Source organism: Streptomyces sp. NPDC041122 (genome assembly GCF_055592445.1).
In genome coordinates, this window is record NZ_JBVIYQ010000002.1 from 13,731 (window position 1) to 27,638 (window position 13,908).

The following is a 13,908-nucleotide window of genomic DNA, read 5'->3' on the forward strand; positions in this document are numbered from 1 at the left end:
CACCATCAGGATGTCCGGCCATTCTGATGGCGTACAAAGTCCGTCCGTCCGGTTGCCCCACCCTTTCAGGACCCGCCTAAACTGAACCTCCGGCAGGTGGCTACACGCTCGAAAGGCGCCCCCGTGTCCATCGGCAACTCCCCTGAAGACGACCGTCCTTCAGACGACCGCCCCGACCGCGCCGCAGACGAGAGCGCGGCAGACGGGACGCAGGCCGCCGACCGCCAGGCCGACGACCGGCTCCCGATCGGCCGTGTCCTGCGGCAGGCCCGCATCGACGCGGGTCTGACCGTCGACGAGATCAGCACCTCCACCCGTGTGCGCATCCCGATCGTGCACGCGATCGAACAGGACGACTTCTCCCGCTGCGGCGGCGACGTGTACGCCCGCGGCCACATCAGAACGCTGGCGCGCGCCGTAGGGGTCGACCCGGCCCCGCTGCTCGCCCAGTACGACGAGGGCCACGGCGGCCATCCGCCCGCGCCCACTCCGGCGGCGCCCCTCTTCGAGGCCGAACGCATCCGCTCCGAACCGCGCCGGCCGAACTGGACCGCCGCCATGGTCGCCGCGATCGTCGCGGTGGTCGCCTTCGTCGGCTTCACCGCGTTCAACGGCGGCGACGACGAGGACAGCTCGAAGTCCGTCGCCGAGGGCTCCACGCCCGCCGCCTCCAAGCCGGCGCACAAGCCGAAGCCGTCCAAGCCCGCCGATCCCAAGCCCGACCCGTCGGACAGCGCCATCGCCGGCGTCCCGCGCGACAAGGTCACCGTCAAGGTCGTCGCCCCCGAAGGCCGCAGCTGGATCTCGGCCAAGGACCACAGTGGCCGCACCCTCTTCGACGGCGTCCTTGAGCAGGGTCAGGACAAGACCTTCCAGGACAAGCAGAAGATCGATCTCGTCCTCGGCGACGCGGGCGCGATCCAGCTGTACGTGAACGGCAAGCAGGTCGACAACGAATTCGAGCCCGGCCAGGTCGAGCGCCTCACGTACACGAAGGGCGACCCGCAGGCAGGCTGACCGCGGCCCGCGCGGGCGTCTGACCAGCGACGCTCCGCGGGGCGCGGGGACGTCCGGGTGACGCGCCGCCGACCTGGGGCCGACCGGCGGGTAACCCTGGCGGGAGGTGCCGGGGCGGGGACGAAGTAGTCTTGAGACCATGCCCGAACGCCGCACCGTCGCCCTTGTCACTCTTGGCTGCGCCCGTAACGAGGTGGACTCGGAGGAGCTCGCAGGCCGCTTGGAGGCGGACGGCTGGCAGCTCGTCGAGGACGCCGAGGAAGCGGACGTCGCCGTCGTCAACACCTGCGGCTTCGTCGAAGCCGCCAAGAAGGACTCCGTCGACGCCCTCCTCGAAGCCAATGACCTGAAGGGTCACGGCAGGACCCAGGCCGTCGTCGCGGTCGGCTGCATGGCCGAGCGGTACGGCAAGGAGCTCGCCGAGGCGCTGCCCGAGGCCGACGGCGTGCTCGGTTTCGACGACTACGCCGACATCTCCGGCCGCCTGCAGACCATCCTCAGCGGCGGCAGCGTCGAGGCCCACACCCCGCGCGACCGGCGCCAGCTCCTGCCGATCAGCCCCGCCGAGCGGCAGGGCGCCCAGGGGGCCGTCGCGCTGCCGGGCCACGCGCCCGTCGAGCCCGCGCCGATCCCGCAGGACCTGCCCGAGGGCGTCGCGCCCGCGTCCGGCCCGCGCGCCCCGCTCCGCCGCCGCCTCGGCTCCAACCCCGTCGCCTCCGTGAAGCTGGCCTCCGGCTGCGACCGGCGCTGCTCGTTCTGCGCCATCCCCTCCTTCCGCGGCTCGTTCATCTCGCGCCGCCCCTCCGACGTCCTCGGCGAGACCCGCTGGCTCGCCGAGCAGGGCGTCAAGGAGGTCATGCTCGTCTCCGAGAACAACACCTCGTACGGCAAGGACCTCGGTGACATCCGTCTCCTGGAGACGCTGCTCCCGGAGCTCGCCGCCGTCGACGGCATCGAGCGGGTGCGCGTCAGCTACCTCCAGCCCGCCGAGATGCGCCCCGGCCTCATCGACGTCCTCACGTCGACGGAGAAGGTCGCCCCCTACTTCGACCTGTCCTTCCAGCACTCCGCGCCCGGCGTGCTGCGCGCCATGCGCCGCTTCGGCGACACCGACCGCTTCCTGGAGCTCCTGGACACCATCCGCTCCAAGGCGCCGCAGGCCGGCGTGCGGTCCAACTTCATCGTGGGCTTCCCCGGCGAGAGCGAGGCGGACGTCGCGGAGCTGGAGCGGTTCCTGACCGGCGCCCGTCTGGACGCCATCGGCGTCTTCGGATACTCCGACGAGGAGGGCACCGAGGCGGCCACGTACGACGAGAAGCTCGACCAGGACGTCGTCGACGAGCGGCTCGCCCGCATCGCGCGGCTCGCCGAGGAGCTCACCTCCCAGCGCGCCGACGAGCGGCTCGGCGAGACCGTGGAGGTCCTCGTGGAGTCTCTGGACGAGGACGAGGGCCCGCTCGGCCGCGCCGCGCACCAGGCCCCCGAGACGGACGGCCAGATCCGGCTGACGGGTACCACCGGTGCGGGCGGCCCGCAGGTCGGCCGTATGGTCGTGGCAAAGGTCGTCGGCACGGAGGGCGTGGACTTGGTGGCTGAGTGTCTACAGGAGGCCGGCAGATGACCGGAGTCCCGGCACCCGCGAGCGGTTCCGGCGCGCAGGGCGCCCCGGGCGCCAAGCCGGTGCGGGGCGGGAAGCTGGGCGCCGCGGCGGTCAATCAGGCCAGTCTGTGGAACGTCGCGAACCTGCTGACCATGGTCCGGCTGCTGCTCGTGCCCGGCTTCGTGATGCTGCTGCTCGGCAACGGCGGGTACGACCCGGCCTGGCGCTCGTTCGCCTGGGCCGCCTTCGCCGTCGCCATGATCACCGACCTCTTCGACGGCCACCTCGCCCGTACGTACAACCTGGTCACGGACTTCGGCAAGATCGCCGATCCGATCGCCGACAAGGCGATCATGGGCGCGGCGCTGATCTGTCTCTCCTGGCTCGGCGACCTGCCCTGGTGGGTGACCGGGGTGATCCTCGGGCGCGAGCTCGGGATCACGCTGCTGCGCTTCTGGGTGATCCGCTACGGCGTCATTCCGGCCAGCCGCGGCGGCAAGCTGAAGACGCTCGCGCAGGGCACGGCGGTCGGGATGTACGTTCTCGCCCTGACCGGACCGCTCGCCACGCTGCGGTTCTGGGTGATGGGGCTCGCCGTGGTGCTGACCGTGGTGACCGCACTCGACTATGTGAAGCAGGCCGTCGTGCTGCGCAGGCAGGGCAGGGCCGAGGCGCGTGCGGCGGCGGACGAGTCCGCCCGGGAGGCGGCGAAGTGACCTCCCCCGGGGACTCGGCGGCCGAGGCGCCGGCACGCACGCTGCTGCGGCTCCTCGCCGCACGCGGCGAGACGCTCGCCGTCGCCGAGTCGCTGACCGGGGGCCTGGTGGCCGCCGAGATCACGGCGACGCCCGGGGCCTCGCAGGTCTTCCGCGGCTCCGTGACGGCGTACGCCACGGAGCTGAAACGGGACGTGCTCGGCGTCGACGGCACTCTGCTGGACCAGCGCGGGGCGGTGGATCCGGAGGTCGCGCGGCAGATGGCGGCGGGCGTGCGGACGGCCCTCGGCGCGGACTGGGGGATCGCCACCACCGGGGTCGCGGGCCCGGAAACGCAGGACGGACAGCCGGTCGGGACCGTGTACGTGGCGGTCTCCGGACCCGGGGTGGACGCGGGCCGGGGAGCGGCTTCCGGCACGAAACCCGAAAACATGCGCGGTTACGCCGATGGCGGAGCCCATGGGAAAGTGGCCGCCCTGCGGTTGAACGGTGGGCGTGCGGAAATCCGTAGGGAAAGCGTACGGAGCGTCCTCACGCTGCTCATCGAGCAGCTGTCCGGCGAACGTCCGGGGAATGGGCGGGCACAGGATACGGAACAGAACGGGGGGAATTGATGTTTGCAGCCCTGAGTGAACACGACATCGCTCCCCGCACGGCCGCCGCGCGAGGCGGTACGGTGGGGCGTGAAGGATGCGGCTACGCGGTCCGAGGAGGGAGCCACCGATGATTCTGCTCCGTCGCCTGCTGGGTGACGTGCTGCGTCGGCAGCGCCAGCGCCAGGGCCGTACTCTGCGCGAAGTCTCCTCGTCCGCCCGAGTCTCGCTCGGCTATCTCTCCGAGGTGGAGCGGGGGCAGAAGGAGGCATCCTCCGAGCTGCTTTCCGCGATCTGCGACGCGCTTGACGTACGGATGTCCGAGCTCATGCGTGAAGTGAGCGACGAGCTGTCGCTCGCCGAGCTGGCTGAGTCTGCAGCAGTCCCGGAGCCGGTGCGTGCACCGGTTCGTTCGATGCTCAATTCCGTCTCCGTGGCCGGCGTGCCACCGGAACGGGTCACGATCAAGGCGCCTGCGGAGGCGGTCGACGTCGTCGCGGCGTGACGTTCCCGACACGTGTGTGGAAGCCCCGGCCGGGTACCCGGTCGGGGCTTCTGTTTGTCCGGGTGCACCCCACGTGACCTGGGATTCATGAATCGACCTATTTGGCGGTTCTATGACATGGTTGGTGGGGATTTACCTCATTCGATCGTGAGTTGGAGGAGAGAGATGTACGTCGTGAAGAGCCCGCTGTCCGACGCGGATCTGAAGACGGTCTCGGATGCCCTGCAGGGCGCGCTGGTGGACCTGGTCGACCTGTCTCTGGTGGCCAAGCAGATCCACTGGAATGTGGTCGGCCCGCGCTTCCGCTCCGTGCATCTGCAGCTGGACGAGGTCGTGGACACGGCTCGGCAGCACTCCGACACGGTGGCGGAGCGCGCCTCGACGCTCGGCGTCTCGCCCGACGGGCGCGCGGCGACGGTGGCGCAGAGCAGCGGGATCGGCAAGACGCCCGAGGGCTGGGTCAAGGACGTGGACGCCGTCGGTACGCTCGTCGACGCGCTCGGCGCGGTCATCACCCGAATGCGGGAGCGTGTCCAGGCGACGGGTGAGGCCGACCCGGTCAGCCAGGACATCTTCATCGGGATCACGGCCGACCTCGAGAAGCACCACTGGATGTTCCAGGCGGAGAACGGCTGACAGTCGCCGGCAGCGGCTGACATTGCCGAGAACGGCTGAGATCGCCGGGAGCGGCCGAGAGCGGGTGCGGCGGCCTGGGTGGAGGGCTGCTGTAACGGTTGGGCGGCCTCCCATGGGCGGTGGCTGATGGATTTGGGCGGTCCGGTCCCTCTGGGGCCGGGCCGCCCTGGCGTTTCCGCGGGGCCGGGCCACCCCGGCGTTTTTGTGCCGTCGGTCTCGGCCGGTGCTCCGGGCGGCTCCGGCTCGTGCGCCGGGGTGCGGGCGGGCGAGCGCCCCTGATCGTGGGGCGCTGTCACGGGGTCGGTGCCATCATCGGTTGCACCGTGGTTCGTCCGGTGACGACGACGCGCCCTCTCCTGGGAGGTGGCTTCTGTGGCGGCGGTGAGCGGTGACGGAGCGGCGATATCCCGGCGCGCCGCGCGGTGGGTGGTTGCCCTCGCGTTCGGCGCGCTGTGGTGGTGGGGCGTGCTGAGGGTCGCTTTCGTGCCCGATGCCGGGGTGCTCGAAGGGGCTGTCGCGGCCGGCGGGTGGGGACTGAGCGTGCTGCCCGTGCACTGTGTGTCCAAGGCGCGGGCGGCTGGTGTGGCGGGCGGGGCCGGGGGCGCGGGGAAGGGTGAGGCCCAGAGCCCTGTTCGGCGTGCTGGCGGCCTCCTGGCGCGGCTGAGGGGGCGGGCCCTGGGGATGGGGGCAAAGGTGGGGGCGGAGGCGCGGGCCGGGGTCACCAAGGCATGGCAACGCCGCCGTTCGGGCGGAGGATCTGGCCCGTCGTGAAGGACGCGGCATCGGAGGCCAGGTGCAGTACGGCGTGCGCGATGTCCTCCGGTTCTCCCACGCGGCCCAGGGGTGACATGCGGACCATGATCTTCTCGGTGTGGAGCTGGGCCTGTGCCTGAGGCTGGGCCTGGGACCGGTCCTCGGATTGGGGCCGGGTATCGGCTCGGGCCGGGGTTTCGGTGGCGTGCCGCGTCGTCATGGGGGTGCGGATCCAGCCCGGCGCGACCGCGTTGACGCGGATGCCGTGCGGGCCGACCTCCGTGGCCAGGGTCTTGGTGAGCTGGACGACGGCCGCCTTGGCCGCGCCGTAGCAGAGGAGCCCGGGGCCGCCGGTGTCGACGGCTCCCGAGGCCATCGTGATGATGCTGCCGCCGGAACCCGTGTCGATCATTGTGCGGGCCGCTGCTCGGCACGCGTACAGGACGCCCTTGAAGTTGATGTTCAGGACCCGGTCCAGGTCCTCGTCCCGGGTCTCCAGGACCGAGCTGCTGTGCATGACGCCGGCGATGGCGGCCATGATGTCGAGGCGGGGGGTGTCGCCGGGGGTGAGGGGGGCCGTGGCCGCGGCTTCTGGGGTGGGCGCGGGGGTGGCTGCGAGTGCGGTCGTGGGGGCGGCTTCGGCCGGGTTTGCGGCTCTGGCCGGGGTCGCCGGTGTGGTCGCGGCCGTCGTCACGGCCTGCTCGACCTGGGCTCTGTCCGCGACGTCGAGGACATAGGTGTACGGGGTGCCCCCGGCCGCCTCGATGAGGGCGGCGGTTTGGTGGAGTCCCTGTTCGTCGCGGTCGGCGCAGTGGACGGTGGCGCCCGCCTCCGCGAGGAGCAGCGCGGTGGCGCGGCCGATGCCGCTGGCGGCGCCGGTGACGAATGCGGTGCGTCCGGTGAGGTCGTACGCCGTGACGGGCATGACGGGACGGTACGGCTGTACCTGACGGGGCGTCAACTAGTGGGTGCGGGTCGCTGGTTACGGCCTCGGGGCGCGGATCCGGCGATCGGCTGGTCAGGGACTACGGTGTCGGCCCCGACTGGCAGGTCGGGCACCAGTAGGTGGGGCGGTTGCGGGAACCGTCGCCCTGTTCGCCGACGCGGATCGGGGTGCGGCAGCGCATGCAGGGGCGCGGCGCGCGTCCGTAGACGAAGAGGCGCTGGCCGTCGCGGTCACGGCCCGTGGTGGTGCGGGAGGACCGGTCGCGGTTGGCTTCCAGGAGCTTCTTGCAGAGGGCGGGGAGGCGGGCGGTCTTCTCCTTGGGGAGTTCGCCGATGGGGAGCCAGGGGGTGACGCCCAGGATGAAGCAGATCTCGCTCTTGAAGACGTTGCCGATACCCGCGAGATTGCGCTGGTCCAGGAGAGCCTCGCCGAGAGGGCGGTCGGGCGCGGCGAGGAGGTTGCTCAGCGCGCGCTCCGGGTCCCAGTCGGGGCCGAGAAGGTCGGGGCCCAGGTGGCCGACGGCCTTGTACTCGTCGGTGGTGCGGAGCAGTTCGAGGACGGGCAGGCGGTAGCCGACGGCTGTCCGTTCGGTGTTGCCGAGGATCGCCCGGATCTGGTGGCCGGGGCCGCCGCGCCAGCGCTCGTCCGGTGCGTACACCCGCCAGGACCCGTCCATCCGCAGGTGGGAGTGGAGGGTGAGGCCGCCCTCGATGCGGGTGAGGAGGTGCTTTCCGCGCGGGGTGACGTCCAGGACGGTGCGGCCGGTGAGGTCGACGGTCGCGAGTTTGGGCACGCGCAGGTCGGAGCGCGTGAGGCTGTGCCCGGCCAGGGCGGTGTGCAGGCGCCGGGCCGCTTGCAGGACGGTGTCACCTTCGGGCATGAGATCAAGGGTGGCATGACGGAGGCGGGGCGGGGCGGGCCGGACGCGCGCTTGGCGTACGAAGGGGTGGGGTCACGTATGTGCGGGACCCCGTCTGCATGGGTGGGGGCGGTTGGTGGAGTGGGAGTTTTGGGGCTGCCATCGCCTAGGTCTCTTGTCTTGGTCTTCGCCTACGGGCGCGCCGCCCCCAAGGCCGCGTGCCGTCACGCTCGCAGGCGCAGCCCGCGCGGGGTGGCGTGGAAACCGGCTCCTTCCAGGAGAGGGGCGAACGGAGAGGTCAGGGCGGCCACGCCGTTGACCCGCTCCACGGTGACGGTGCCGAGGGACCCCGCCCTGGCCGCCCCGGCGAGCGCTTCGGCGGCGGCGTGCAGGCGCGGGTCCTCGCCGAGCGCGTCCTCCGCAGAGGCGGGCCAGGCCAACAGCGTCTTGCCGCCGCGCTCCATGTAGAGCGTCAGCTCGCCGTCGACCAGGACGACGAGGGAGCCCGCCTTGCGGCCCGGCTTGTGGGTGGTGTCCTTCGGCGGCTCGGGCCAGGGGAGCGCGGCCCCGTACGCGTTGGCGGGGTCGGCCGCGGCGAGCACCACGGCGGCCTGGGCGTCGGACGGGCGCGCACCCTCCGTACGCTCGCGGGCGTTCGCCGTGGCGCGCAGCCGGTCCACCGCCCCGTCCATCGCGAACTGCGCCGCGCCCAGCCCCTCGACCACGTAGCCACGGCGCGCCTGCCCGCTGTCCTCGAACGCCGACAGGACGCGGTACGTGGCGGAGAAGCCGCCCTCGACCCCCTCGGCCGCCACCGCGCCGCGGGTCACCACGCCGTGCCGGTCCAGCAGGGCGCGGGTCAGGGCGTGCGCGCGCAGGGTCGGGTCCGTCTCGCGGTCGGGGAGCAGCGACCAGCGGCCCGCGACCGTCGGCGGGCCGGTACGAGAGGTGGGGCGGGCGGCCCCGGTCAGGCTGCCGTAGCGCCCGCGCGGGACGCTGCGCTTCGCGCGGTGGGCGGTGGCTCCCGCGGTGCGGCCCGAACCGAGGAGCGAGCGCATCGGGCCGAGAGTGTCGTTGGTCAGCCGGCCCGACCAGGCCAGCTCCCAGATGGCGTCGGCCAGTTGGGGATCCAGTACCCCGGGGTGGGTGGTGGCGCGGACCTGGTCGGCGATCTGGCGGAAGAAGAGGCCGTACCCCCCGGAGAGGGTGTTCAGGACCGCCTCGTGCAGGGCGGTGAGCTCCAGTGGGTGCGGGGGAGGCAGGAGCAGGGGCGCGGTGTCGGCGAGGTAGAGGGAGACCCAGCCGTCCTTGCCCGGCAGGGATCCGGCACCGGCCCAGACCACCTCGCCGGCCGCGGTCAGTTCGTCGAGCATGGCGGGGTGGTAGCCCGTGACGCGTGAGGGCAGGACGAGCTTCTCGAGGGCGGAGGCGGGGACGGTGGCGCCCTGCAGCTGCTCGACGGCGCGCACCAGGCCGTCGATGCCCCGCAGGCCGTGCCCGCTGAGGTTCTGCCACTGGGGCAGGAACTGGGCGAGCGCGGCCGGGGGCACCGGCTCCAATTCGTGCCGCAGGGCCGCGAGGGAGCGGCGGCGCAGGCGCCGCAGGACCGCGGCGTCGCACCACTCCTGGCCGATGCCGGCCGGATGGAACTCTCCCTGCACCACGCGGCCGTTCGCCGCGAGGCGTTGCAGCGCCCCTTCGGTGACCGCCGCTCCGAGGCCGAAGCGGGCGGCGGCGGTGGCGGACGTGAAGGGGCCGTGCGTACGCGCGAAGCGGGCCAGGAGGTCGCCGAGCGGGTCCTTGACCGGCTCCATGAAGGCCTCGGGAACGCCGACCGGCAGGGCCGTGCCGAGGGCGTCGCGCAGCCGGCCCGCGTCCTCGATCGCCGCCCAGTGCTCGGCGCCCGCGATGCGGACCCGGATCGCGCGGCGGGCGGACGCCAGCTCCTCGGGCCACTGCGGCTCGGCGCCGCGCTCCACCAGCTCGGCCGTGGTGAGCGGCCCGAGGAGCCGCAGCAGGTCGGCGACGCCTTCGGAGTCCTTGACGCGACGGTCCTCCGTACGCCACTGGAGCTCCTGCTCCAGCTCCGTCAGGACGTCGGCGTCGAGGAGCTCGCGCAGCTCCGCCTGGCCGAGGAGCTCGGCGAGCAGCCGCGAGTCCAGGGAGAGGGCCGCCGCGCGGCGCTCGGCGAGGGGGGAGTCGCCCTCGTACAGGAACTGGGCGACGTATCCGAACAGGAGGGAGCGGGCGAACGGGGAGGGTTCGTTCGTCGTGACCTCGACGAGGCGGACGCGGCGGGACTCGATGTCGCCCATCAGCTCGGTGAGCCCCGGCACGTCGAAGACGTCCTGGAGGCATTCCCTGATCGCCTCCAGGACGATCGGGAAGGATCCGAACTCGCTGGCCACCTGCAGCAGTTGGGAGGCGCGCTGACGCTGCTGCCACAGCGGGGTGCGCTTGCCGGGGCTGCGGCGCGGCAGCAGCAGCGCGCGGGCGGCGCATTCGCGGAACCGCGAGGCGAACAGCGCCGAGCCGCCCACCTCGTCGGTGACGATCTGGTTGACCTCGCCCTTGTCGAAGAGCACGTCGCCGGCGCCGATCGGGGCCTTCTCGGAGTCGTACTCCACGGGGGGAGCGGTGGGCTCCTGGTCCAGCAGGTCGAGGCTCATCAGATCGGCGTCGGGCAGCCGCAGCACCAGGCCGTCGTCGGCATGCATGACCTGGGCGTCCATGCCGTACCGCTCGGTGAGGCGGGCGCCGAGGGCGAGGGCCCAGGGGGCGTGCACCTGCGCTCCGAAGGGGGAGTGCACGACGACCCGCCAGTCGCCCAGCTCGTCGCGGAACCGCTCGACCACGATCGTGCGGTCGTCCGGGATGTGCCCGCAGGCCTCGCGCTGTTCGGCGAGGTAGGACAGGACGTTGTCGGCGGCCCAGGCGTCCAGGCCGGTGGCGAGCAGGCGCCCGCGCGCGTCCTCCGGCGAGAGCGCGCCGACCTCCCGGAGGAACGCGCCGAGCGCACGGCCCAGTTCGAGCGGCCGGCCCAGCTGGTCGCCCTTCCAGAAGGGCAGGCGGCCCGGGACGCCGGGGGCGGGGGAGACGAGGACGCGGTCGCGTGTGATGTCCTCGATGCGCCAGGAACTGGTGCCCAGCGTGAAGACGTCACCCACCCGGGACTCGTACACCATCTCCTCGTCGAGCTCCCCGACGCGGCCGCCGCCCTTCTTGGGGTCGGCGCCCGCGAGGAAGACCCCGAAGAGGCCGCGGTCGGGAATCGTGCCCCCCGAAGTGACGGCCAGCCGCTGGGCGCCCGGACGGCCCGTGACCGTGCCCGCGACGCGGTCCCAGACCACGCGCGGGCGCAGCTCCGCGAAGGCGTCGGAGGGATAGCGGCCGGCGAGCATGTCCAGGACGGCCGTGAACGCCGACTCCGGGAGGGAGGCGAAGGAGGCCGCCCGGCGGACCACCGTCAGGAGGTCGTCGACCTGCCAGGTGTCGAGGGCGACCATCGCCACCAGCTGCTGGGCCAGCACGTCCAGGGGATTGGCCGGGATGCGCAACGACTCGATGGAGCCGGTCTGCATCCGCTCCGTGACGACGGCGGCCTGCACCAGGTCGCCCCGGTACTTCGGGAACACGACACCCGTGGAGACGGCGCCCACCTGATGGCCCGCGCGGCCCACGCGCTGCAGCCCGGAGGCCACCGACGGCGGCGACTCCACCTGCACCACCAGGTCGACCGCGCCCATGTCGATGCCCAGCTCGAGGCTGGAGGTGGCGACGACCGCCGGCAGCCGGCCCGCCTTGAGGTCCTCCTCGACCTGCGCGCGCTGCTCCTTGGAGACCGAGCCGTGGTGGGCGCGCGCCAGCACCGGCGGGGCCCCCTTGGCGGCGCCCGACTCGGCCATCAGCTCCGCCGGGGAGTGGTCCTCGGGGAGGGGCTCACCGGTCGCTCTCTCGTACGCGATCTCGTTGAGGCGGTTGCACAGGCGCTCGGCCAGACGGCGTGAGTTGGCGAACACGATGGTGGAGCGGTGCGCCTGGACGAGGTCGGTGATGCGCTCCTCGACGTGCGGCCAGATCGACGGGCGCTCCGCTTCGGCGCCCGGGCCGTCGGCCGCGTCGGTGGCCGGAGACCCGCCCAGCTCCCCGAGGTCCTCCACCGGAACGACCACGGACAGGTCGAACTCCTTGCCGGACGGTGGCTGGACGATCTCGACCTTGCGCTTGGGGGAGAGGTAGCGCGCTACCTCGTCCACCGGCCGGACCGTCGCCGACAGGCCGATGCGGCGGGCGGGCTTCGGCAGCAGTTCGTCGAGGCGCTCCAGGGAGAGGGCGAGATGGGCGCCGCGCTTGGTGCTCGCGACGGCGTGCACCTCGTCGAGGATCACCGTCTCGATGCCGGTGAGCGCGTCCCGGGTGGCGGAGGTGAGCATCAGGAACAGCGACTCGGGGGTGGTGATCAGGATGTCCGGCGGCCGGGTCGACAGGGCCCGGCGCTCGGCGGCCGGTGTGTCACCCGACCGGATGCCGACCCGCACCTCCGGCTCGGGCAGGCCGAGGCGCACCGATTCCTGGCGGATGCCGGTCAGGGGGCTGCGCAGGTTGCGCTCCACGTCGACCGCGAGGGCCTTCAGCGGGGACACGTACAGCACCCGGCAGCGCTTCTTCGGGTCGGCGGGCGGGGGCGTCGACGCCAGTTGGTCGAGGGCGGCGAGGAAGGCGGCCAGGGTCTTGCCGGAACCGGTGGGCGCGACGACCAGCACGTCCGATCCCTCCGCGATGGCCTGCCACGCCCCGGCCTGGGCAGCGGTGGGCGCGGAGAAGGCCCCCGTGAACCAGCCGCGGGTCGCGGGGGAGAATCCGTCAAGGGCGCTGCGGGCGCCGTCGGCACGGGACGCGGAGCTGACCATGCCCCCATCGTGCACCCCGCCACTGACAACGGCGCCGACCTGCGGATCAGAGCGTCGAGCACGTCGCGCCGGTCGCGGAACGGGACGGGCCGACGGGGTGCCCGAACCGGTCGTGCGCGAGAGCCGAATCCGTCAGCCGATGGGCCGCCCGTACGCCCGGAGCGTGCGCAGCGCCTCGATGGTGACGATCGGGCGCGACTCCAGGGCCGTGCCCGGCGCCCACTGGCGCCAGCGCACGGGCCAGCCGCCGTCCTCCTGCTGCTCCCGGGCGAGGAAGTCGAGCGACCGTTCCATCTCCGCGTCGGTGAACCACGAGCGGGCGAGCGATTCCGGGGTCTTCGCGAAGTCGTGCGGGAAGTGGTGCTCTCCCGGCGCGTAACCGGGAGCCACCGGACAGGTGTCCAGGTCGTCCGGGTCCAGCGCCGCGAGCCGCTGCCGCCGCACGAGGCGGCCCAGCCGGTCGGCGGCGGCCCGCGCGCGGGAGCGGTCGGGCACGCCGTCCAGGAAAGCGACCGCCGCCTGGACCTCGTACGGGTGTGACTTCTCCAGCGACTCGACGGCCGCCCAGCAGAAGTCCGTGGCCCGGAAGAGCCAGGCGTGCCACACGTCGTTGCGGTGCAGCAGACCCACCACCGGGCCGGTGGCGAGCAGTTCGCCGGGCGGGTCCTCCACGACCGGGACGAAGGGCGCCGAGGGGTAGCCGCGCTGGCTGGGATGGATCGCGGGCAGGGCCCCCGCGGCCGTCGACACCGACGTGAGATACCGGCACACGCGCTCCACCCGCTGCCCGCCGCAGCGGTGGATCGAGTCCAGTACGCGCAGCGCGTGCCCGACGTGCAGGGGCTGGCCGACGGGGCCGCGCAGATCGGGTTCGAGCGCGTAGCCGTACCCGCCGTCAGCGGTGGCGTACGAGGTCAGAGCGGTCTCGACCGCGTCCGCGGCCGGGGCGCCGCCCGCGCCGTGGAGGAAGTGGTACGCGAACCGCCGCTGCTCGAGGACGCGCGCGGTGAGCCAGACGAAGCGCTCGGCGCGGGCGACCGGGGAGGGCGCCGCGTCGGGGGAGGGCACTGCGTCGGGGGATGCTCCGGTTTCGGCCATGTTCCGAAGGTAGGGCGGAAAGCGTTCTCGGCAAGCCCCCTGTGCCCGGCTGCACTCTCAGGGGCGCGATACTGGAGTCATGCGGTTGACGGTCTTCTGGCAGCGGATGGCGGCTCACTTCGGTGCGGGGTACGCCGACTCCTTCGCGCGCGACCACGTGATGTCGGAGCTGGGCGGCCGCACGGTCAACGAGGCGCTGGACGCGGGCTGGGAGGCCAAGGACGTCTGGCGCGCGGTGTGCACGGCGATGGGCGTGCCGGACGACAGGCGCTGAC

11 protein-coding genes are annotated in these 13,908 nt (G+C 72.9%); 7 read left to right on the forward strand and 4 right to left on the reverse strand.

Translation table 11 applies throughout. The features are described from left to right. The first annotated feature begins 123 nt into the window (after positions 1–123). The 6 genes from ACZ6B8_RS06490 (at position 124) to ACZ6B8_RS06515 (ending at position 5,067) form a co-directional block, all read left to right on the forward strand. Entirely contained in the window at positions 124–1,017 is an 894-nt protein-coding gene (locus tag ACZ6B8_RS06490; RefSeq protein ID WP_471606485.1) for a helix-turn-helix domain-containing protein, read from the forward strand. A 139-nt stretch (positions 1,018–1,156) separates the two neighbouring features. Then, positions 1,157–2,638 (forward strand): 30S ribosomal protein S12 methylthiotransferase RimO, encoded by a 1,482-nt coding sequence (gene rimO / locus ACZ6B8_RS06495; RefSeq protein WP_471076569.1) that lies wholly within the window; start codon positions 1,157–1,159, stop codon positions 2,636–2,638. Further along, a complete protein-coding gene (gene pgsA / locus ACZ6B8_RS06500) occupies positions 2,635–3,333 on the forward strand; it encodes a CDP-diacylglycerol--glycerol-3-phosphate 3-phosphatidyltransferase (RefSeq protein WP_471076572.1) in 699 nt (232 codons plus the stop codon). The genes rimO and pgsA overlap by 4 nt, the downstream gene beginning before the upstream one ends. After that, positions 3,330–3,947, forward strand: a complete 618-nt coding sequence (locus tag ACZ6B8_RS06505) for a CinA family protein (RefSeq protein WP_471606486.1) — start codon at positions 3,330–3,332, stop codon at positions 3,945–3,947. Before pgsA ends, ACZ6B8_RS06505 begins: the two co-directional genes overlap by 4 nt. Before the next feature lie 109 nt (positions 3,948–4,056). Continuing rightward, positions 4,057–4,431: a helix-turn-helix domain-containing protein gene (locus tag ACZ6B8_RS06510; RefSeq protein WP_055564110.1), complete on the forward strand. Its 375-nt coding sequence runs from the start codon at positions 4,057–4,059 to the stop codon at positions 4,429–4,431. Positions 4,432–4,596: 165 nt separating this feature from the next. After that, positions 4,597–5,067 carry a Dps family protein gene (locus ACZ6B8_RS06515; protein ID WP_471076577.1) on the forward strand — a complete coding sequence of 157 codons (471 nt, stop codon included), beginning with the start codon at positions 4,597–4,599 and terminating at the stop codon, positions 5,065–5,067. Positions 5,068–5,785: 718 nt separating this feature from the next. On the opposite strand, the gene ACZ6B8_RS06520 is transcribed toward ACZ6B8_RS06515, so the two are convergent. From ACZ6B8_RS06520 to ACZ6B8_RS06535, 4 genes are all read right to left on the reverse strand, one after another. Beyond that, positions 5,786–6,745 carry an SDR family NAD(P)-dependent oxidoreductase gene (locus ACZ6B8_RS06520; protein WP_471606487.1) on the reverse strand — a complete coding sequence of 320 codons (960 nt, stop codon included), beginning with the start codon at positions 6,743–6,745 and terminating at the stop codon, positions 5,786–5,788. A 100-nt stretch (positions 6,746–6,845) separates the two neighbouring features. Continuing rightward, positions 6,846–7,646 carry an Fpg/Nei family DNA glycosylase gene (locus ACZ6B8_RS06525; protein ID WP_471606488.1) on the reverse strand — a complete coding sequence of 267 codons (801 nt, stop codon included), beginning with the start codon at positions 7,644–7,646 and terminating at the stop codon, positions 6,846–6,848. Positions 7,647–7,849: 203 nt separating this feature from the next. Further along, complete coding sequence (locus ACZ6B8_RS06530; RefSeq protein ID WP_471606489.1) at positions 7,850–12,535, reverse strand: ATP-dependent helicase; 4,686 nt, start codon at positions 12,533–12,535, stop codon at positions 7,850–7,852. A 132-nt stretch (positions 12,536–12,667) separates the two neighbouring features. Beyond that, on the reverse strand, positions 12,668–13,633 hold the full coding sequence (locus tag ACZ6B8_RS06535) for a hypothetical protein (RefSeq protein WP_471606490.1): 966 nt from the start codon (positions 13,631–13,633) through the stop codon (positions 12,668–12,670). Between the two features lie 79 nt (positions 13,634–13,712). Here ACZ6B8_RS06535 and ACZ6B8_RS06540 point away from each other — a divergent pair, with 79 nt between their 5' ends. Beyond that, positions 13,713–13,907 carry a DUF3046 domain-containing protein gene (locus ACZ6B8_RS06540; protein ID WP_355804287.1) on the forward strand — a complete coding sequence of 65 codons (195 nt, stop codon included), beginning with the start codon at positions 13,713–13,715 and terminating at the stop codon, positions 13,905–13,907. Position 13,908: the final 1 nt, after the last annotated feature.